General features: G+C 66.9%; 14 protein-coding genes. 4 read left to right on the top strand and 10 right to left on the bottom strand.

All coding sequences use genetic code 11. The annotated features are described in order from the left end of the window. Positions 1–184 precede the first annotated feature (184 nt). Positions 185–865 carry a haloacid dehalogenase type II gene (locus tag SALB1_RS16200; RefSeq protein WP_109994784.1) on the bottom strand — a complete coding sequence of 227 codons (681 nt, stop codon included), beginning with the start codon at positions 863–865 and terminating at the stop codon, positions 185–187. A 378-nt stretch (positions 866–1,243) separates the two neighbouring features. Between SALB1_RS16200 and SALB1_RS16195 the strand changes: the two genes are divergently transcribed. Further along, on the top strand, positions 1,244–1,939 hold the full coding sequence (locus tag SALB1_RS16195; protein WP_109994783.1) for a response regulator transcription factor: 696 nt from the start codon (positions 1,244–1,246) through the stop codon (positions 1,937–1,939). A 1,016-nt stretch (positions 1,940–2,955) separates the two neighbouring features. On the opposite strand, the gene SALB1_RS16190 is transcribed toward SALB1_RS16195, so the two are convergent. Then, positions 2,956–6,429, bottom strand: a complete 3,474-nt coding sequence (locus SALB1_RS16190) for a PAS domain-containing hybrid sensor histidine kinase/response regulator (RefSeq protein ID WP_222843040.1) — start codon at positions 6,427–6,429, stop codon at positions 2,956–2,958. 350 nt (positions 6,430–6,779) lie between these two features. On the opposite strand from SALB1_RS16190, the gene serS reads away from it, so the two are divergent. After that, positions 6,780–8,078, top strand: coding sequence for a serine--tRNA ligase (gene serS / locus SALB1_RS16185; RefSeq protein ID WP_109994781.1), 1,299 nt, complete (start codon positions 6,780–6,782; stop codon positions 8,076–8,078). A gap of 1,017 nt (positions 8,079–9,095) precedes the next feature. Here serS and cysB read toward each other — a convergent pair. Continuing rightward, complete coding sequence (gene cysB, locus SALB1_RS16180) at positions 9,096–10,076, bottom strand: HTH-type transcriptional regulator CysB (RefSeq protein ID WP_109994780.1); 981 nt, start codon at positions 10,074–10,076, stop codon at positions 9,096–9,098. Between the two features lie 157 nt (positions 10,077–10,233). Here cysB and SALB1_RS16175 point away from each other — a divergent pair, with 157 nt between their 5' ends. Beyond that, entirely contained in the window at positions 10,234–11,040 is an 807-nt protein-coding gene (locus SALB1_RS16175; RefSeq protein WP_109994779.1) for a sulfite exporter TauE/SafE family protein, read from the top strand. Between the two features lie 40 nt (positions 11,041–11,080). Next, positions 11,081–12,505 carry a siroheme synthase CysG gene (gene cysG, locus SALB1_RS16170; protein ID WP_109994778.1) on the top strand — a complete coding sequence of 475 codons (1,425 nt, stop codon included), beginning with the start codon at positions 11,081–11,083 and terminating at the stop codon, positions 12,503–12,505. Positions 12,506–12,523: 18 nt separating this feature from the next. Here the strand turns inward: cysG and SALB1_RS16165 are convergent, their stop codons facing one another. The 7 genes from SALB1_RS16165 to SALB1_RS16135 all read right to left on the bottom strand — a co-directional run bounded on the left by SALB1_RS16165 (position 12,524) and on the right by SALB1_RS16135 (position 19,458). After that, complete coding sequence (locus SALB1_RS16165) at positions 12,524–13,264, bottom strand: 4'-phosphopantetheinyl transferase superfamily protein (RefSeq protein ID WP_109994777.1); 741 nt, start codon at positions 13,262–13,264, stop codon at positions 12,524–12,526. A gap of 22 nt (positions 13,265–13,286) precedes the next feature. Next, positions 13,287–14,012, bottom strand: a complete 726-nt coding sequence (fabG, locus tag SALB1_RS16160; protein WP_109994776.1) for a 3-oxoacyl-ACP reductase FabG — start codon at positions 14,010–14,012, stop codon at positions 13,287–13,289. Beyond that, positions 14,009–14,578: a DUF3261 domain-containing protein gene (locus tag SALB1_RS16155; RefSeq protein WP_145961349.1), complete on the bottom strand. Its 570-nt coding sequence runs from the start codon at positions 14,576–14,578 to the stop codon at positions 14,009–14,011. Before SALB1_RS16155 ends, fabG begins: the two co-directional genes overlap by 4 nt. Next, the gene (locus SALB1_RS16150) at positions 14,575–15,816 is read right to left on the bottom strand and encodes an NAD(P)/FAD-dependent oxidoreductase (RefSeq protein ID WP_199678836.1); all 1,242 of its coding nucleotides are present in this window, start codon (positions 15,814–15,816) and stop codon (positions 14,575–14,577) included. Before SALB1_RS16150 ends, SALB1_RS16155 begins: the two co-directional genes overlap by 4 nt. A gap of 1 nt (position 15,817) precedes the next feature. After that, positions 15,818–18,223, bottom strand: coding sequence for an MMPL family transporter (locus SALB1_RS16145; RefSeq protein WP_109994774.1), 2,406 nt, complete (start codon positions 18,221–18,223; stop codon positions 15,818–15,820). A gap of 138 nt (positions 18,224–18,361) precedes the next feature. Beyond that, positions 18,362–19,018 carry an outer membrane lipoprotein carrier protein LolA gene (locus tag SALB1_RS16140; RefSeq protein ID WP_109994773.1) on the bottom strand — a complete coding sequence of 219 codons (657 nt, stop codon included), beginning with the start codon at positions 19,016–19,018 and terminating at the stop codon, positions 18,362–18,364. Beyond that, complete coding sequence (locus SALB1_RS16135) at positions 19,015–19,458, bottom strand: thioesterase family protein (protein ID WP_199678835.1); 444 nt, start codon at positions 19,456–19,458, stop codon at positions 19,015–19,017. Before SALB1_RS16135 ends, SALB1_RS16140 begins: the two co-directional genes overlap by 4 nt. Positions 19,459–19,649: the final 191 nt, after the last annotated feature.

Below are 19,649 nucleotides of genomic sequence, written 5' to 3'. Positions count from 1 at the left end.
ACCCGCGAGGCGCGGTCTGTCGGCTTACGGCCTGCGGCCTAAGCCGACCTACGCGCGTGGATCGGGCTGTTGTAGGTCGGATTAGCCGAAGGCGTAATCCGACAAGCGGGCTGCTCTGCCAGGGAAGATGAGCCCGACCCGCGAGGCATGGCCTGTCGGCTTACGGCCTGCGGCCTAAGCCGACCTACGCGCGTTGGTCGGCTGCGATGATGCGCTCGGCGACGTCCGCCAGGCCGTGGCCCACGATGTCGGGGCGTTCTCCGGCGGCATTGAGCGAGCCGTCGCCGCGGGCGACGAAGGCGGCCTTGAGACCGGCGCGTAATGCGCCGGTGACGTCCCAATCGTGGCAGGCGATCAGGCGCAGGGATTCGGGAGTGGCGTCCAGGGCCTTCAGAGCGACGCCGTATGCCGCCGGATGCGGCTTGTAACAGCCGGCGCTCTCCACGGAAAGCACGTTGTCGAATGCCGCATCGAGGCCGGCGTTGGCGAATTGTGCATCAACGGTCGATTGGGCGGAATTGGTCAGCGCGGTCAGCGTGAAGCCGGCCGCGCGCAGTCGCGCCAGGGCGGGGCGTACATCATCATGCGGCGCCAGCGTGGCGACGGCGTCGAACACGCGCTGGCGTTGACCGGCATCAAGCGCGATCTCGCGCCGGGTGGCCAGTTGATCCAGGCAATGACCGGCAAGCCGGGTGAAATCGACAAACGATCCGGTCAGGGTCGTAACGGTGGACCAATGCAGCAGGCTTGCGAACCATTCCCTGCGGCTGTGCGGGTCACCGAACAAGTCGGCGAATACCGGGTCCAGCGTCGACAGGTCGAGCAATGTTTCGTTGACGTCGAATACCAAATGGCGCGTCGGCATATGGAGTTTGTGGGTATGAGCAATACAACGAAGGCTAGGGGGATCCGGCTGGTGACGCAACGCGGCGTCGCCGGAATCGACAACAGGCCCCGGGACGGAGGGTATTGAACGCGGCAATGCAGCGCAGAAACCGATTGAAAATAACTATGGGTCGATGCGTGATCGAGGCGCGGAACGCACATACAGCGCGACTTCCCCCGCCGCCGGTTCGCGAAGCGGCGGGATTCAGATAAGCTGTTTGCAAGCAGTCGGGCGCAACACTCTTCAGCGTATCTCTGTACGGTGCAACGATCCGCCGGCTGCCACTATCAGCAATAGGTCTATCATCGCTAGGTCGTATATGATGGGTGGGGGAAAAACGCCGAGGCCGTCTACTATATGAATACAAGTTCAAAAGCCGGAAGCGCACATCGGGTCATCATTGCCGACGACCATCCGCTGTTTCGCACCGCGCTCAGCCAGGCCGTGTCCCAGGCGCTGGGGGAGCCTGAACTATTGACCGTGGGCAGCGTCGATGAATTGACCGCCTTGCTCGCGGATAGTCATGGCGACGCCGACTTGTTGCTGCTTGACCTGAACATGCCGGGCGCGCGCGGCTATTCGGCGTTGGTGCATGCGCGCAGCGTGGCGTCGTCACTGCCGGTTATCGTGGTATCCGCGCACGAGGACGCGAGTATTGCTCAGGCCTCGCTCGAACATGGCGCGGCCGGGTTCATCCCGAAATCGTCGTCGCCCGAGACCATGGCCGAGGCCATTGCGGCGGTGCTGTCGGGCCAGCGCTGGATTCCCGAGCATGCGGAGAACGCGGAGCCGGACAAGGACAGCTTCACCGAGAAACTCGCCACCCTCACCCCGCAGCAACAGCGGGTACTGATGATGCTCACCGATGGCCTGCTCAACAAGCAGATTGCGATCGATCTCGATATTTCCGAGGCTACGGTCAAGGCCCATATCACCGCGATACTGCGCAAGCTGGAAGTGCATACGCGCACCCAGGCCGTGATCGCCGCGCGCAGTCTGGAGATCGACTGGGGCAATTACGCCCGCCGCGAGTTGAACGACTCGAACTCCTGAGCCGGCACGAAACCGCACATCACGCGCGCCCATCGTCGGCGGGCCTGCTGCGCAGGCCGTAAACCGACAGGCCGCGCGCCCGGTGGGATGGCCCATCTCCCGTACCAGAGCACCCCGCGTGTCGGATTACGCCTCCGGCTAATCCGACCTACAACCGCCCGATCAACGCGCGTAGGTCGGCTTGGGCCGCAGGTCGTAAGCCGACAGGGTGTGCCTCGCGGGTCGGGCTCATCTTCCCTGACAGAGCGGCTCGCTTGTCGGATTACGCCTTCGGCTAATCCGACCTACAACAGCCCGATCCACGCGCGTAGGTCGGCTTGGGCCGCAGGCCGTAAGCCGACAGGCCGTACCCGTTGGGGCGGCCCATCGCCCGTACCAGAGCGGCCCGCTTGTCGGATTACGCCTTCGGCTAATCCGACCTACAACAGCCCGATCCACGCGCGTAGGTCGGCTTAGGCCGCAGGCCGTAAGCCGACAGGCCGCGCCCCGTGGGTCGGCTCAATCGCCTATCCCAGAGCGGCCCGCTTGTCGGATTACGCCTCCGGCTAATCCGACCTACAACCGCCCGATCAACGCGCGTAGGTCGGCTTAGGCCGCAGGCCGTAAGCCGACAGGGCGTGCCTCGCGGGTCGGGCTCATCTTCCCTGACAGAGCGGCTCGCTTGTCGGATTACGCCTCTGGCTAATCCACCTACAACAGCTCGATCAACGCGCGTAGGTCGGCTTGGGCCGCAGGCCGTAAGCCGACAGCCATGCCTCGTGGATTCCAGTCCATCGGCGGGCCTGAGCGGCCGGCCGGCTTGTCGGATTACGCCTCCGGCTAATCCGACCTGCAACAGCTTGATCAACGCGCGTAGGTCGGCTTAGGCCGCAGGCCGTAAGCCGACAGGCCATGCCCGGTGGGCTGGTTCACTCGCCTATGGCAGAGCGGCTCAACTGGTCGGATTACGCCTTCGGCTAATCCGACCTGCAACGGTTCGGTCAAAGGGCGCCGCGGGCTGTCACCCGCCCATTGGTTCATACGGCTTCGATTTCGCCGCCGCGCACTGGTCGGCGCACGGTTTCGCGGAGTTTCTCCGGCCCAATCGGTTTGTAGACCAGGCCGATGTTCATGGCCTCGGCACGGGCGATGATGTCCTGGCTGCGATTGGCCGTGACCAGGATGAAGCGCGTGTCCTGGAAGCGCTGACCCAGCGATTCGATCAGCTCCAGCCCGTTGGCGTTGTGTTCCCCGAGGTCGTAGTCGAAGATCGCGATATCGAACGGCTCGTCGGCGAGAAGGGCGTGGGCGTCCTCGGGCGGCGCAGTCATGCAATCGATGTCCCAGCGTTTGAGCAGGCCGACCAGTGCGTCCAGCGATGCGTTGTCGTCGTCCACGCACAATGCGCGGTGGATCGGCTGGGCGGCGACCGGTTCGGTTGCCGGTGAATCCGCGGCCGGGGTTTCCGGCGCCACGCGTTCGATATGAATGCGAAACACGGTGCCGTGCCCCGGCTTGGAATTGACCTTGATCTCGTGGCCCAGCAGCCGGGCCATGCGGTCGGCCAGGGATAGACCGAGGCCGAGGCCGCGCTCGCCGGAGGCATGGCTCGAGGTGCCGCGCTGGAATTCCTCGAAAACGGATTCGAGCTGGTCCTCGCTAATGCCGGGGCCGGTATCCCAGACCTCGATACGCACGTGATCGGCCCGGCGCCGCACGCCGATCAGCACGCGGCCGGTCTCGGTGTAGCGCACCGCATTGGACAGGAAGTTCTGCAGAATCCGGCGCAGCAGGTTGGGGTCGCTCCGGACCCAGGCGTTCGAGGGCACGGCATGCAGGACGAGCCCCGCATTGCGGGCCAGTACATCGAACTCGCGAGTGAGTGGGTCGAGGATGCGCGACAGCGGGAACGCCTGGTATTTGACGTCCCACGCGCCGGCGTCGATCTTGGAGATATCCAGCAGCGGTTCGAGCAGGGCCTGGGCCGCCTCCAGCGACATCTGGATCTGCTGCAGCGCGGTGCTCTGGGCGCTGGCGCTGCCCTGTTCGGCGCCGGCGGCGAACAGCCGCGCGGCGTTGAGCGGCTGCAGCAAATCGTGGCTGGCCGCGGCCAGGAAGCGGGTCTTGGACAGGTTCGCCCGTTCGGCTTCGCGCCGGGCCTCGAGTGCGGCGCGCTGGGCTTCGGCGCGCTGCTGGTTCTCCCGGCGCAGGCCTTCGTTGGCGCGCGAGAGTTCCTCCGTACGCTTGGCCACGCGCGCCTCGAGCTCTTCGTTCATGCGCGTCAGCGCGGCTTCGTTGCGCTTGAATTCGGTGATGTCGTTGAACGTGGTCACGAAACCGCCGCCGGGCATGGGGTTGCCCGTCATCTGCAGCACCGTGCCGTTGCGGCGATGACGCTCGAAGCGGTGGGGCTTGCCTTCGCGCAGGTGTTCGAGCCGCTTGCGCACATGTTCCTCGACCGGGCCCGGTCCGCATTCGCCGCGCATGGCGTTAAAGCGGATCAGATCGGCGATATGGCGCCCGGTACGAACCATGCCGGGCGGGTATTCGAATACTTCGAGATAGCGTGAGTTCCAGGCGACGAGCCGCAGGTCCTGATCCACCACGGAGATGCCCTGGTCGATATTCTCGAGTGCGGCCTGGAGCACGTTGCGATTGAACTGCACGGCGTCCGCGGTGCGATCGAGCAGGCGGACCATGTCTTCCAGGGCCAGATCGCGCTGGCGCAGCCCCGAGGCCAGCATGAGACGGGCCGAGGCGCTGCCGACCACGCCGGCCAGACGCTGTTCGGCGAACTGCAGCAGCGATGCGTCCACGATCTGGTTGGACAGCAGCTGGCGATCGTGATGGCCGGAGTACTCGTGGAGGGCGGCGCGCGCGGCCTGCGGGCCGAGAAAGCGCTGCAGCAGGACCTCCAGTTCACCGACCCGGATCGCGGGCGGGCGTACGTCGGTGGTGCTGCGCGGCTGGCGCCGCATGCCGAGATCCACGAAGGCCACGGCCTGGGCGCGTTCGATCAGCGTGATCGATGTGTTCAGCGACACCGACGCCATGACCGCGATCTCGCCCGCCAGCGTCCAGAACACGCCGTGGGTGAGCGTGTCGCCGAAGTGCGTGCCGAATAGCGCCTGCGGTGCCAGCCAGCCGATATCGAACGGTCCGGCCGCCATCCAGCCCCCGGGTAGCCAGCCCTGGGTGACCATGATCGGCACCACCAGCGTATACAGCCAGATCAGCAGGCCGGCCAGCAGACCGCTGATCGCGCCGCGGCGGGTGATACGGCGTATGAATATGCCGCCGATCATGGGCGGTACGAACATCACCACGCCCGACAGCGACAGCAGACCGATCCCGGCCAGCGTCTGGCTGGTGGCGAACATGCGATAGAACGCCCAGGCCAGGATCAGAATGACGACGATCAGAATCCGCCGGGTGTTGAGCAGCGCGCGTGACAGATCCTGGCGGTGTCCGAATTGCGCGCCCGGCAGTCGCAGCGCGATCGGCACCACGATCTCGTTGCAGATCATGGTGGCGAGGGTGACGGTCGCCATGATCACCATGCTCGTCGCCGCCGATACGCCGCCGACGTAGGCCACCAGTGTCAGCCAGGGCATGTCCGCATGCATCGGCAAGGCAATCACGAAACGGTCCGGGTCGACCGTGTTGGCCCCGAACACCGTCAGCCCCGCGGCGGCCAGCGGTAACACGAACAGCGACATGAGAAACAGATACAGCGGGAACAACCAGCGCGCGGTATTCAGGTCCCGTGTTTCGGTGTTCTCGACCACGCCGACATGGAACTGGCGGGGCAGACATAGCGTGGCCGACGTGGACAGAATCAAGATCGTGATGAAACGCGGCGTGATCAGGGGTTGATTGAACAGGTCACGGAACGCGGGGACGTTTTTCGCCTGGGCGAACAGCTCGTGCACACCGCCGAACATGCCGAAGGTGACGACCGCGCCGACGATGAGAAAAGCGCCCAGCTTGACGATCGATTCGAATGCGATCGCGCGGATGATGCCCTGGTGCGATTCGCGCGGATTGACGTGGCGGGTGCCGAAGGCGATCGAGAACACCGCCATGGCGATGGCCACGAGCAGGCCGGTGTCGGTCCAGCCGGCCAGCGTGACTTCGGTTTGCGGGCGGCTGTAGGCGCCGTGCACGATGATGTTGAACGAGGTGGTCAGCGCGTCGAGCTGCAGCGCGATGTACGGCAGCACCACCAGCAGGGCGATGCCCGAGACCAGCGCGGCCAGCCCCTGCGACTTGCCGTAGCGGGCGGCGATGAAGTCGGCGATGGAGGTCGTGTTCTGCTGCTTGGCGATCAACAGCATCTTGCGCAGCACCGGCGCCAGGATCAGCAACGCGATCATCGGGCCGAGATAGACCGGCAGGTAGCTCCAGCCATCGCTGGCCGCGCTGCCGACGCTGCCATAGAACGCCCACGATGTGCAGAACACGGCCAGCGACAGGGCATAAACCACCGGGCGCGGCCCGGGCCGGCGCATCATCCGGCCACGACGGTCGCCGGCATAGGCGATATAGAACAGTACGCCGATGTAGATCAGCGATATTGTAATGAGTATCCAGGCACTGATGATGCATCGCTCCCGGGCAGTCCCACTGCCAGTGTCTGATTGGGCCCGCGGCGCCCGGCCGCGCCGGTGCCGTTTTGCGGCCTGTTGCTGTCCGCCGTGATCTGCGAGCAGCAGCAGGCGGCCGTCGCGTCGATCGTTTGTGTAGCACGGCGCCACGGCATTGCCAACGGCGCGCGGCGGCTGCGGGCCGATGGCGCGGTGCCGCACGAAACCGCAACAGGCTCTATAATGCGCGCGGCCATTCTAACCCTGATCTCGCGATGCTCGACCCCCGACTGCTGCGCAATGACCCGCAAAGCGTGGCCACGGCGCTCGCCCGCCGCGGCTTCGAATTCGATGCGGCCGGTTACGGCGCGCTGGAAGAAAAACGCAAGGCGCTGCAGACGCGGGCCGAATCACTGCAGGCCGAGCGCAATCAGCGCTCCAAGGCGATCGGCAAGGCCAAGGCGGCGGGCGAGGACATCGAGCCGCTCAAGGAGGCCGTGGCCGGGCTCGGCGCCGAGCTCGACCGGGCCAAGGCCGAACTGGAAACCGTGGCCGGGCAGCTTGCCGATATCCAGGCCGGTCTGCCCAATCTGCCGGATGCCGCCATGCCGGATGGCGCGGATGAAGCCGACAATGCGGTCATCCGTCATTGGGGCGAACCGCCGGATTTCACCTTTGAGGTGGCCGATCATGTGGCGATCGGCGAGGGCCTGGACGGACTGGACGCCGCGACGGCCGCAAAGATTACCGGCGCGCGCTTTACCGTGCTGCGCGGCGGCATTGCACGGCTGCACCGGGCGTTGATCGCCTTCATGCTCGACAAGCATATCGGCACCGGCTACACCGAAGTCAACGTGCCCTATATCGTGAATTCGAAGTCGCTTTACGGCACCGGTCAGCTGCCCAAGTTCGGCGACGATCTGTTCCGTCTGGCCGAGCCGGACGACTACTACCTCATTCCCACCGCCGAAGTGCCGGTGTCCAACATGGTGGCGGACGAAATCCTGGAGCCGGAGCAACTGCCGCTGCGCTTCGTGGCGCACACGCCGTGTTTCCGCGCCGAGGCCGGCTCGGCCGGGCGCGATGTGCGCGGCATGATTCGCCAGCATCAGTTCGAGAAGGTCGAACTGGTCAATATCGCCCATCCGGACGATTCGGATGCCTGCCACCAGGCCATGCTCGCCAGCGCCGAGAGCGTGCTGCAGGACCTGGAGCTGGCCTATCGTGTGGTCGATCTGTGCGGCGGCGATATCGGCTTCTCGGCCGCGCGCACCTTCGATCTGGAAGTGTGGCTGCCCAGCCAGCAGACCTATCGCGAGATCTCGTCTATCAGTAATACGCGGGATTTTCAGGCGCGGCGCATGGGCGCGCGCTACCGCGACCCGGACACCGGCAAACCGCGGCTGCTGCATACCCTCAACGGTTCGGGCGTGGCCGCCGGCCGCGCGCTGGTCGCGGTGCTGGAAAACCACCAGCGCGCGGACGGCAGCGTTGGCATTCCCGCCGCGCTACGGCCCTACATGGGCGGGATCGACGTCATCGAGCCGGCGGCGCCGGGTCGCGCGAGAACGTAAGGTTCTGGTAAGCACATCCACAGATTGCGCAGATGACGCAGATTTAAGACAAGGACCCGGAGTTGGTTCGACGTCGGGCGGTTTGCTCCGGTGCGTCGCTGTCCCGCGGTCGATGGGTCGATGCGAACAGACGGCCTGATGCATGCGGGGTGCAGGCGCCTGTCGTTTCGTCGTCCACCCAGGGGACGTGTTTCCGTCAATCTGCGCAACCGCTGGACGAAGCGCCTGAATCCGTGATCTCGATCAAGGTGTCGGAAGCTGTGGCGAGCAGCCGTAGGTCGGATTAGCGCGCAGCGCGTAATCCGACGCTCAATCGGCGGATGCCGGGGCCCGGCTGTCGGATTACGGTGCAAGCACCTAATCCGACCTACGCGACTGCGCCACCCGAAAAGATAGTATCCGCAGATGACGCAGATTCGAGACAGCGAGCCTTTGATGGATGACCCGCTTCGGAGGCCAGCTCATCGCTGTTTGATACGAATCGAGCTTCGGCAATAAATCGCCCGATGCGAACCCCGGGCGGGCGAGCGAAACAATTACCCTGCGCACCGAAGACCTTTACAAACGCGTGCTTTCAATTGGTGTGATCTGCGCAATCTGCGGATAAACTGCCTGTATTCACGGCTTCATTAGCGCACTGATAACTCGACATGGGCGCATCGACGCTGTGAAACAGAACGAGGGTTGGTCACGCACGGCGCCGGCGTGCTTGTCAGCGGCAGTAGGTGGATTAGCGCGCAGCGCGTAATCCGACGCTCAATCGGCGGGTGCCGGGGTCCGGCTGTCGGATTACGGTGCAAGCACCTAATCCGACCTACGCAACGGGTAAAACATCATCCACAGATGACGCTGATGGCGCCGATTCATAACAAGGCCAGAGCCGGGCTCGATCTCGTGGGTCGTCTTTGCTGCTTTGCTTTGTTTCAAGCAGCCGAAAACACGACGCTTTCAATCTGCGTAATCTGCGGATAAACTGCCTGTATTCGCGATCTGCCGATCACCAATCTTCACACGTTTTCAGCGTGTGGGCAGCTGCGGCCAGAGTTCTTCCAGCAGCGTATCGAAGCTCGGGCCCGGATAGGCCTCGATTGCGCGATCGACCACATCCTCGGTGAGATGCTCGGCGAACATGCGGATGAAGCGACGCATGAATCCGGTCAGGAACAGGTTGTGGCGAAAGCCGATATGGGTGGTGCTCGATGAGAACAGATGGCTGGCATCGAGACTCACCAGGTCCTGGTCGCTCGCCGCGTCGTACGCCATGTTGGCGATCACGCCCACGCCCAGACCGAGGCGGACATAGGTCTTGATCACGTCGGCATCGACCGCCGTGAGCACCACGTCCGGCGTCAGCCCGTGTTCGTTAAACGCGGTGTCCAGCTGCGAGCGGCCGGTGAAGCCGAAGGTATAGGTTACCAGCGGATAGTCTGCGATGCGTTCCAGCGTGAGCGGGCTGCCGTCGGCCAGCGGATGCCCGGTGGGGACCAGCACGCAGCGGTTCCAGTGATAGCAGGGCAGCATGATCAGCTCGTCGAAATGCTCGAGCGCCTCGGTGGCAATCGCGAAGTCGGCGTCCCCGGCCGCCGCCCAGCCTGCGATCTGGGGCGGGGCGCCCTGATTGATATGCAGCGACACCCGGGGATAGGCCTGGCGAAAGCCGGCGATCGTGGCCGGCAGTGCGTAGCGCGCCTGGGTGTGCGTGGTGGCCACCCGCAGCGAACCGCGATCGGTATCGGCGAACTCGCTGGCGGTCCGGTTGATGTTGGCCACTTCCGAAAGAATCCGGCGGGTGGTGTTCAGGATACGCTCGCCGGCCGGCGTGATGCGGTCGAGATGCTTGCCGTTGCGCTCGAAGATCAGCACCCCGAGCTCTTCCTCCAATAACCGGATCTGCTTGCTGACACCGGGCTGGGAGGTATGCAGGCTGCGCGCCGCGGCGGTGATGTTGAGTTGCTGTCGCGCCACCTCGTGGATGTACTCCAGCTGTCGCAGCTTCATGTCGGCTCGCTTATTCTATTGGGATATTACTGCATCAGCATATATTACTTTTCGCTTTGTTGGGTGACTGGTAGCTTGGCGCCCTTCATCGGCTGGCGGGCGCCTTGCAGCGCCGGCCACAGGCAACGCCGGCCGGGTGCCGGATAAGGATCTCTGCATGCTCGCTTTTGTCGTCGCCGGCCTGTTCGTCGGGGCCGCCGTGGGTCTCACCGGGGTGGGTGGCGGCTCGCTGATGACGCCGATCCTGATCCTGTTTTTCGGTTTCTCGCCTTCGGCCGCCGTGGGTACGGATCTGTTGTATGCCGCCGGTACCAAGGCGTTCGGCACGGTGTTACATGGCCGGCAGCAGACGGTCGACTGGCCGGTGGTCGGGCTGATGGCCGCCGGCAGCGTACCGGCGGCCATCCTCACCATCGCCTGGCTGCATATGGTTGGACTCCGGCCGTGGGTGCAGGAACTGATGGTGGTGACGCTGGCCGTGACCATGATCGTGACCGCGCTGCTGACCTTCGCCCGCGACCGGCTGGTGTACTGGCTGCAGGCGCGGATGCTGTTCGTCTCCGGCAAGAGCCAGGCCGAACTGCTCGCCTGGCGCCCGGCGATCACCGTGCTGGGCGGCGTGGTGCTGGGGGTGCTGGTGAGTCTGTCGTCGGTGGGCGCGGGCGTGCTCGGCACCACCATGCTGCTGATCCTGTATCCGAACACGCGTGCGGTGCGCATTGTCGGCACCGACATCACCCATGCCGTGCCGCTCACGCTCATCGCTGGCCTCGGGCATCTGACGCTGGGCACGACCGATCTGGGCGTGCTCGGCCTGCTTCTCGCGGGCTCGTTGCCGGGGATCTACGTCGGCACGCGGCTCGGCCGGCGTTTGCCCGATCGCGCGCTACGCCCGATCATTGCCGTCGTATTGATTGTCGTGGCCGTCAGCATGATCTACAAGACGCTGCATTTCGGCGCCTGACGGCAACCGCCCACGACACACCGGGAGCCGAGTCGAGCCGATGAGCGAACAGTCCGTGGACCCGTGTTTTGCCCCGTACCCGGTGGCGCTGCGACTGGCAGGGCGCCGGGTGGTGGTGGCCGGCGGCGGGCGGATCGCGGCGCGCCGTGTGGAACGCCTGCTGGCGGCCGGCGCGCGTATCCGCGTGATTGCGCCGAGCGTAACCCCGGCGCTCGCCGAACGCGCCACGGCAGGCGCGATCGAATGGCAGCAACGCCAAGTCACGGACACCGACGCGCGCGACGCCGTGCTGTGTTTCGCCGCCACCGACGATGCCGACGCGAACGCGCGCTTTGCCGCGGCCGCGCGCGGTCAGGGCATACCGGTGCAGCGGGCCGACGCGGCCGAGGATTCGGATTTTCTGGTGCCGGCGCTGATCGAGCGCGGGCCGTTGCAGATCAGCGTATCCAGCGATGCGGCGGCACCCAGCCTCACCCGTCGCCTGCGCGCACGGTTGGAAACGCTGGTGCCGCATACGTATGGCGATCTGGCGGCGCTGGCGGGTGAATTCCGGGCCGAGGTCCGGCGCCGCATAGCCCGGCCCGAGCGTGCCGCCTTCTGGGACGCGGTGTTCGACGGCCCGATCGCCGAGCAGGTGTTCGCGGGCCGGCTGGACGCCGCCCGCCACGCCTTGCGTGCCATGCTCGACCAGGGCGATGCCGGCAGAAAGCCGCCTGGCGGCGAGGTTTATCTCGTGGGCAGCGGCCCGGGCGAGCCGGATCTGCTGACTTTCCGCGCATTGCGCCTGATGCAGCGGGCCGATGTCGTGCTCTACGACAGTCTGATCGCGCCGGCGATCCTGGCGCTGGTGTCGCCGGAGGCGGAGCGGATTCACGTCGGCAAGCGGGCCGCGGAACATACCCTCCCGCAGGACGATATCAACGCGTTGATGGTGGCGCTGGCCCGGGAAGGCAAGCGCGTGCTACGGCTGAAGGGCGGCGACCCTTTCGTGTTCGGCCGCGGCGGCGAAGAGATATCCGAGCTGGCTGCCGCGGGTATTCCGTTCCAGATCGTGCCTGGCATCACCGCGGCCAATGGCTGCGCGGCGTATGCCGGTATTCCGCTCACGCATCGCGATTGTGCGCAGTCGGTGACTTTTGTCACCGGGCATCTCAAGGCCGGCGCACTGAATCTGTCGTGGGCGGAGCTGGCGCAGCGCGGGCAGACGGTGGTGTTCTTCATGGGGCGGCGCAATCTCGCAACGATTTGCGCCCGCCTGATCGAGCACGGCCTGCCGGGCGACTGGCCGGCGGCGATGATCATCGATGGCACCACAGCGCGCCAGCGCCTGATCGCGGCGACGCTGGACGACCTGCCGGATCGCGTGGCCGCCGAGCGCTCGACCGGCGCGGCGCTACTGATTGTCGGCGAAGTCGTGCGGCTGCATGAGCGGCTCGGCTGGTTTCATCCCGCCGCCGGGGATTGAACTCGCTTCCGGGTGCGGTCAGCGGGCATTGCTGCGGGTGATATGCCAGTCGGGCGACAGTAACTCGCGCTCCACCGCAGCGACGCGTCCCGGTCGCAGGCGCTCCAGAACCAGCGTGATCTCGGGCGCTGCCGCGGCCAGCGCCAGCGCGAACCGGGCCGCCGGTAACTGTAGATCGCAGGCGCCGAAATACCAGGCACCGGCGGCCGGCGGGCGCGTACAGGCCAACTGCGGTCGCAGCGCGAAACTCGGCCGCGCCATGCCGCTGCCGAGGCCGAGCCCGCGGGCCTTGAGGCTGGCTTCCTTGAGCGTCCACAGACGATGGAAATCGGCGATACGCTGCCCGGGCGCCGCCATGCCCAGGGCGGCGGTCTCGTCGGGGTGAAAACAGTGCCGGGCGTATCGCTCGGGGGCGAAGCGGCGCCCGCGGATCCGCTCGATATCGCAGCCCGCCACGCCATCCGCGACCAGGCTCAGGCAGGCGACCCCGCTATGGCTGAGGCCCAGATGCGACGGCGTGTCGGCGCTGCGCGGGGGCGCGCCCGGCGGGTATTCGATGGACAACGTCCCCGGCGCGGCCTGGTGGATACAGGCGAGATGCTGGCGCAGCAGCCAGCGGCTGGCGAGATATTCACGCCGCCGGCGTTCGCTGGGAAGACGCGCATGCCGCGCGCGTTCGGCCGGGCTCAAAGCCGCGCACAGGCACGCCGCGTCCACGGCGTCGTCGAACACGAACAGCGCCAGACTCAGCCGCATCATGCCAAAACGCGCGGGATTGCGGTCAGCACAGCCCGCCGTTGACCGAGATCACCTGACGGGTGATGTAGCTGGCGTCCGGCGAGCACAGAAACGAGACCGCGGCGGCGACTTCCGCCGGGCGGCCCATGCGCTGCTGCGGAATCATGCGCTTGAGCTGGTCGGCGGGCAGCTCGTCGGTCATGTCGGTTGCGATCAGTCCCGGGGCCACGCAGTTGACCGTGATCCGACGCTTGGCCAGCTCGAGTGCCAGGGCCTTGGTTGCCCCGATGATCCCGGCCTTGGCGGCGCTGTAGTTGACCTGACCCCGATTGCCCATGACACCGGCGATGGACGACAGTGTGACGATGCGCCCCGGCCGGCGCCGCTGGATCATGGGCATCACGCAGGGCTTGGCGATGTTGTAGAAACCGTCGAGATTGGTGTCGAGCACGGCGTCCCAGGCGGCGTCGGTCAATGCCGGAAAGGCGGCATCGCGGGCGATGCCGGCGTTGAGTACCAGACCGTAGTAGGCGCCGTGTTCGGCGATGTCCGCTTCGAGCGCTGCGCGGGTCTGTTCGCGATCGGTGCTGTCGAAGGCGATCAGGCGGGCCCGGCGGCCCAGCGCCCGGATCGTTTCGGCGACTTCGCGTGCCGCGGCTTCGCGCTGCCGGTAATGCACGACGAGATCGAAGCCGTCGCGCGCCAGGCGCTCGGCGATCGCACGGCCGATGCCCCGGCTGGCGCCGGTGACGAGAATGGTGTCGCTCATGGCGTGTCTGAATTCGAAGGTATATTGAAAGCCAGTGGTTTGACGTCCAGCCGGTAGCCGAGCCGGGCATCGTAGACCGTCAACCGGCTGTGCCAGGGATCGCCGTGGCCCCGGTAGGCCAGCCACAACAGCTTGTCGCCGCGCCAAAGCGTGCGCGTGCTGCCCAGCTGTCGCAGGCGCAGATCCGGATCGACGAGGGCCTTGCGCAGGGCCGGCAGCGGCCAGTAGGCGAGCTCCAGATCCGCCAGAATCCGCTTCGCCGGAATGCGTTGGCCGGCGTCGAGCCCCTGGCCGCGCGCGATGGACTGGCCGTTCCAGTCCAGCGTGAACACGCGTTGGCCCATGGCCGACAGCCCGACCAGCGTGAGGTTGTTCGGCACGACGCGCAGCGCGACCTGCAGGCTGCGGGTGTGGCCATGGTAGTGCACGGTCACTTGCTGGCGCGCCTCGACCGATTGCCCGAGCGCGCCCGGGCCGAGTGGCTGGATCAACGGGCCGGGCATGCAACCGCTCAAGGCGGCGACCACGGCGCCGGCCCCGAGCCCCCGCAGCAGCGCGCGCCTCACGATGAGGCCGGCGCGCACAGGCGGCACAGGGTGTCGAGACGGCGTTCGGGCCCGGCAACGTAGGGGTTGTTCGTGTCCCAGACATAGCCGGCCAGAATCGAGCTCAGCATGGTGCGGATGGCCGGATCGGGCGCCGGATTGAACAACACATGCTTGAGCGCGCCGCGATACCAGGCGGCGATGAAGCGGGTGAACACCCGCTGGCCGTCGCGGATCGGGCCTTCGAACCGGGTCTGCCAGTCGGGCGCGGCGCCGCGCAATTGCGCATCGATCGGCTCGACCGCGCGCAGCGCGGATTCCAGCGCGATGGTCACGCCGGAGGAAAAGATCGGGTCGACGAAGCCGGCGGCGTTGCCGAGTAGCGCATAGTCCCGGCCGTGCAGCGCGGCGATGTCGTAGGCATAGTTTTCGGTCTGGCCGACCCGGCTGTCGAACTCGGCGTGCGCCAGCAGCCGGGCCAGCCGCGGTTCCTGGGCCAGGAAATGCCGCAGGCGATCGACCGGCGGGCCATCGGCGGCCTGCAGCCATTCGGGCGGGGCGATCATGCCAACCGAGGCGCGTCCGTCGGCCAGGCCGATGAGCCAGTACCAGACGTCCGGCTGCTCGGGGTGGATGCCGATCAGGATCCGGTCGCGTTGATAATCGGGATCGTCGATATGGTCGGCGACGTGCGTGAACAGTGCGGCCCGCGACGGCGCGCTGCCCGGCCGGTCGAGGCCCAGCAGTCGCGGCAGCACGCGCGCCGAGCCGCTGGCATCGCAGACGAACCGCGCGGCCAGCTCGGTGCGGGTGCCGTCGTCGGCGGCGATCGTCAGCTGTGGCGCGCCCGGTGTGGCGAAATCCACCGACGCGACCGTCTGGCCGAAGCGCAGCGCCGCGCCGCGCCGTTCGGCCTCGAGTGCCAGCCGATGATCGAAATCGGCGCGCTGCACCTGCCAGGTCCAGGACCAGCCGGGCGTGAACTGGTCGTCGAAGGTGAAGCTCGCGTCGCGGTCGTTCTCGCTGAAGGTGACGCCGCGCTTGATCTGATAGCCGGCGTTTTCCACGGCCTGCAGCATGCCGGCGCCGGCCAGGGCGTCCATGCAGCGTGGCAGCAGGCTCTCGCCCACGGCAAAGCGCGGGAAGTGGCTGCGCTCGAGCACGGTCACCCGCCAGCCACGATCGGCCAGCAGCGTGGCCATGGTCGCGCCCGCCGGGCCGGCGCCGATGATGGCGATGTCGGTGTGTTGGCTGTTCACATCACTCCTGTTGCGAAGGACTCGTGTCGGGGGCGGGGCGGCCCAACAATGACGCTAGCAGGAATGTGAATGTCAGGCCCAGCGCGAGCGTGAGCCCGAACTCGTGCAGCGCCGGTGTATGGCTGACGCCCAGCAGGCCGAACGCCAGCAGGGTGGTGGCGACCGACAGGCCCACGGCCAGCATCGCCGGCGCATGATCCGCCGGCGCCGTGCGCAGGAAGATACCGTAATCCGCGCCCAGGCCCAGCAACAGGATCAGGGCCACCAGGTTGAACAGGGCGAAGGTCGCGCCGGTGGCGGCGAAGATGGCCAGTACGGCGATGCTCGCCAGTGCCGGTGGCAACAGCAGGGCGAGCGCCCCGCGCGCGCCGAATGCGCGCCACAGCACCAGCCAGGCCAGAATGTATTCCAGCCCCAGCAGCCAGGTCGCCAGCCGGCGATAATGTGACAACAGGCTCGAGATGCGCGCGACGCTGTTTATGTATTCGGCGTGCGGGTATTGGGCGACGATGTGCTTCAAGCGCGCGGCATCGTGGATTTGGTCGATGCGGATAATCGCCGCATCGGCGCCGTTCACGCGGCCGAGCCAGAGCCCGCGCAGCCCCAGGCTGGCCGGACTGGACAGCCAGTCGGCCAGCGACAGCGTCCGGCCCTTGGCGGCAACGAAGGCATGGCGCGCCGCCGCGATCTGCGGCGGCTTGAAACCGGCCGATTGCAGAACCTGTGTCAACGCGCCGTGCGGCGCATACAGCGTCTGCGCCAGCCGGGCGTAATTGCGCTGCTGCTGGGTGACCGGCGGATAGGCATCGGTGATCGCACGCACGTCGGCGGCCGGCTTGGCGCCCGCGCTGAGCCGACGGGTCAACTGTTGCTCGGTGGCCAGTACCCGGGCGGTCGTGCCGCCGCTGACCACGATGGCGTGGGTGGACAGCGTGGCCCCGAGCAGCCGGGCGACCTCGCGATCGGTTTTGACCAGCTGTGCCGGCGGATTGTAGAGCACGCGGACGCTGTCGTCCGGGCTGAGCTGCCAGAGCGCGAAGCCGCCGAGCACGAGGGCGAGCGCCGACAGTGCCGTCACCAGAACGCGTTCGTGGCCGGCGGCCAGTCGCGCCGGGCCGTGCGAGCGCCACAGCGCCGCCAGCCGCAACGCACGACCCGGCCGCGGCGCGGGCCCGCCGGCGCCGGGCAGGAGCAGCCACATGCCGAGCCAGCCGCCGATGAGCCCGGTTGCGGTGAAGACCGCGATCTGACGCAGCCCCGGGAAGGGGGCGATCACCATGCCGCCGTAGGCGATCACGCTGGTCGTGAGTCCAAGCATCACCGGCCGGCGCACGCGGGCCAGGGCGGTCGCCGGATCGGGGGTGGCCAGGCGCTGGGCAAAGAAATGCAGACAATAATCGATCGACACGCCGACCAGGCTGGTGCCGAACACGAGCGTAAGCATGTGGATGCCGCCGAACACGAGATCGGTGACCACCACGGCCAGCAGGATACCGCCGCCGACCGCGGTCAGGCTGAGGACGAACGGCCGCACGCGCCCGAAGGCCCAGAACATGAGCAGCACGATGCCGATCAGTGAGCCGGTGCCGATGACCGACATCTCGAACTTGGCCCGTTTGGCCGCGACCGCGGCGTGGCGAACCACACCCGAGATACGGATCGTGGCCGCAGGCGCGGCTGCGTGGGCCACGGCGCGCGCCTTGGCCAGCGCCGCCGAGGCCTGGCTTTCGCTGGCCAGCGAGAACGGATTGTGCCGTGTTTGCGCGAATATCACGTCGGCTCGATGCCCCTGCGGCCCCACCACATAGAACGTGCCGTCGCCCGCGATGCGCAGATTGGGGGCGGGGTTGGGCAGGGCGGTGCGCTGGTAGGCATCCGCGAGGCCGAAGGGGTCGTCGATGAAACGGCCGCCGCCGTTCACGCCGAGCCCGTAAAGCCGGCTCTGGGCGCGGCTGGTGAAGTGTTCGCGGGCGTGGTGCGCCGCGGCACTTGGCGCCGGCGCCTTCGCCAGTGTGGCCAGTGCCCGGGCATCGGCGGGCGCCAGCAAATGGAATCGGTGGGCGAAATACAGCTGGTTGAGATCGCTGCGCTGGCCGGCGCCGAGCGCATCGTCGGCGCGGGCGATGACCTGGTCGAAGGCCGGGCTCGCCGTCAGCACCGTGGCCATGGCCTGGATCGCGTGCCGGCGATGCGCCCGGCTGTCGCCGGAGAGCAGGACGGTGACGCGCCGTTGGCCGAAAGTGGCCATGCGCTGCACGGTCGCATTGACCAGCGCATCGTGCTGCGGCGTCGGCAACAGCGCCATCAGGTCGGTGCGCACGGTCAGCCGGCCGGTGCTCGCCAGCGCCGCCAGGATGACGGCCAGGGCGATAACCCCGAGCAGCCAAATGAGCGCCCGGATCTTCAAGGCGCGGCGGCCCCGTCGCGCCGCGTGCGGGCGCCATCGGCAACGCGGACTTGGGCGCGCTGGGACGGCGTTGTTCGCTGTGTACTCGCAACAGGCAAGATCGGACTCCTGGTCAGCTGCCGCGGGGCCGGCGGCCGGTTACCGCGCGAAGGCACGCCGTTCGGCGGGCGTCAGTGCCTTGGCAGTGTGTTGCGCGGGATGGAGGTCGATGATGCTGTAGTCCCCGCCCGGCTGATCGATGCGGATACGGCGCACGCTGTCGCCACCGCTGATCTTGAGCCGGGTAATGAAGTGCTTCACGGCGTCGGTCCGCGGGGTGAGCGTGAGCGTCTTGCCGCTCGAATCCTGGTCCGGGCGTTGAATCTTGAAGTAGCGCGACAGCTGATCCGTGTTGCCCTGGAACACCGCGAGCAGAATCGAGGCGACGGCGCCCAGCGCCGGCTGTTGTTGCGCACTGATGTGTGCGGTCTGCTGCCCCTGACTGGATTCGGTCAGGGACTGGGGCGTGATCACCAGCGTGCTGTGTACCGGCTTGTCGACCTGCCACAGCAGCCCGCGATTGCGCGCCACCACATAATGGCCGCGCGACACCAGCGCCCGGTCGAGTTCGGCCAGATGCTTGTGCTGAACGAAGCGGCCCCGCAGCACATGGCCGGACGCTTCCTGGCCCAGGGCCGGCATGTCGCCCTGGCCGGACTGTGCCGCCAGCGCCATCGGGCCGGCGGCCAGTGCGATCAGCAGGACGATCAGCCGTGCCAGCACGGCGTGTCGCAGGCGTCGTGGCGCTTGTCTCATCGATTCGGCTCCGCTTTTTTCGATCGTTCGGCGAACCGGGCGAGGGCCTCGCGTACGGCCGCCGGCGTGCCCGGGTAGCGTTGGCCCGATTCGATTGCTACCGGCACCTGCAGGGTGCTGCCGCGCGCCAGACTGGTGCCTGAATCGCGATCGCGAAGCCGGTAGGCGATGCGCAACTGCTGATCCCACTGTTTCAGGGTGGCGGTGACGCGGACCCATTGCTTGAAGGTCAGCGAGCGCATGTAGCGCACGCGAAGATCGACCACGGGCCAGGAAAAACCGGAGGCGGCCATGGCGTCGTAATCGTGCCCGAGGTCTTCCAGCAGCTGGCATCGGGCCAGCTCGAAGTACTTCGCATAATGGCCGTGCCAGGCGATATGCATCGAGTCGACGTCGAAAAACGGCACCCGGAACTCGATGTGGCTGCGGTGTTCGATCACGGTTCAGGCCGAATAGAGGAAAATCCGATCGCGCGCCCCGGCGTGACCCGGTCGCGCTCGGCAACGGGCGCTCGGGTTTCGCGAGAACGAGCGGACAGGCGCCGCGACGCCTCGTGGGGCGGATGATGGACGCCGAGCGCGGTCGTGTCGATACCCGGTGCGTGTGCCTGGCGGGGTGAATCGAAGCCTCG

The organism is Salinisphaera sp. LB1 (genome assembly GCF_003177035.1).
Lineage (GTDB): Bacteria > Pseudomonadota > Gammaproteobacteria > Nevskiales > Salinisphaeraceae > Salinisphaera.
Note: the sequence above shows the minus strand (reverse complement) of the source record. Positions and strands in the feature narration are given on the sequence as shown.

What these genes read in the sequence shown, in the direction of transcription:
- SALB1_RS16200 (WP_109994784.1), bottom strand. Translation starts at nt 865, where the DNA reads ATGCCGACGCGCCATTTGGTATTCGACGTCAACGAAACATTGCTCGAC.
- SALB1_RS16195 (WP_109994783.1), top strand. Translation starts at nt 1,244, where the DNA reads ATGAATACAAGTTCAAAAGCCGGAAGCGCACATCGGGTCATCATTGCC.
- SALB1_RS16190 (WP_222843040.1), bottom strand. Translation starts at nt 6,429, where the DNA reads ATGCGCCGGCCCGGGCCGCGCCCGGTGGTTTATGCCCTGTCGCTGGCC.
- serS (WP_109994781.1), top strand. Translation starts at nt 6,780, where the DNA reads ATGCTCGACCCCCGACTGCTGCGCAATGACCCGCAAAGCGTGGCCACG.
- cysB (WP_109994780.1), bottom strand. Translation starts at nt 10,076, where the DNA reads ATGAAGCTGCGACAGCTGGAGTACATCCACGAGGTGGCGCGACAGCAA.
- SALB1_RS16175 (WP_109994779.1), top strand. Translation starts at nt 10,234, where the DNA reads ATGCTCGCTTTTGTCGTCGCCGGCCTGTTCGTCGGGGCCGCCGTGGGT.
- cysG (WP_109994778.1), top strand. Translation starts at nt 11,081, where the DNA reads ATGAGCGAACAGTCCGTGGACCCGTGTTTTGCCCCGTACCCGGTGGCG.
- SALB1_RS16165 (WP_109994777.1), bottom strand. Translation starts at nt 13,264, where the DNA reads ATGATGCGGCTGAGTCTGGCGCTGTTCGTGTTCGACGACGCCGTGGAC.
- fabG (WP_109994776.1), bottom strand. Translation starts at nt 14,012, where the DNA reads ATGAGCGACACCATTCTCGTCACCGGCGCCAGCCGGGGCATCGGCCGT.
- SALB1_RS16140 (WP_109994773.1), bottom strand. Translation starts at nt 19,018, where the DNA reads ATGAGACAAGCGCCACGACGCCTGCGACACGCCGTGCTGGCACGGCTG.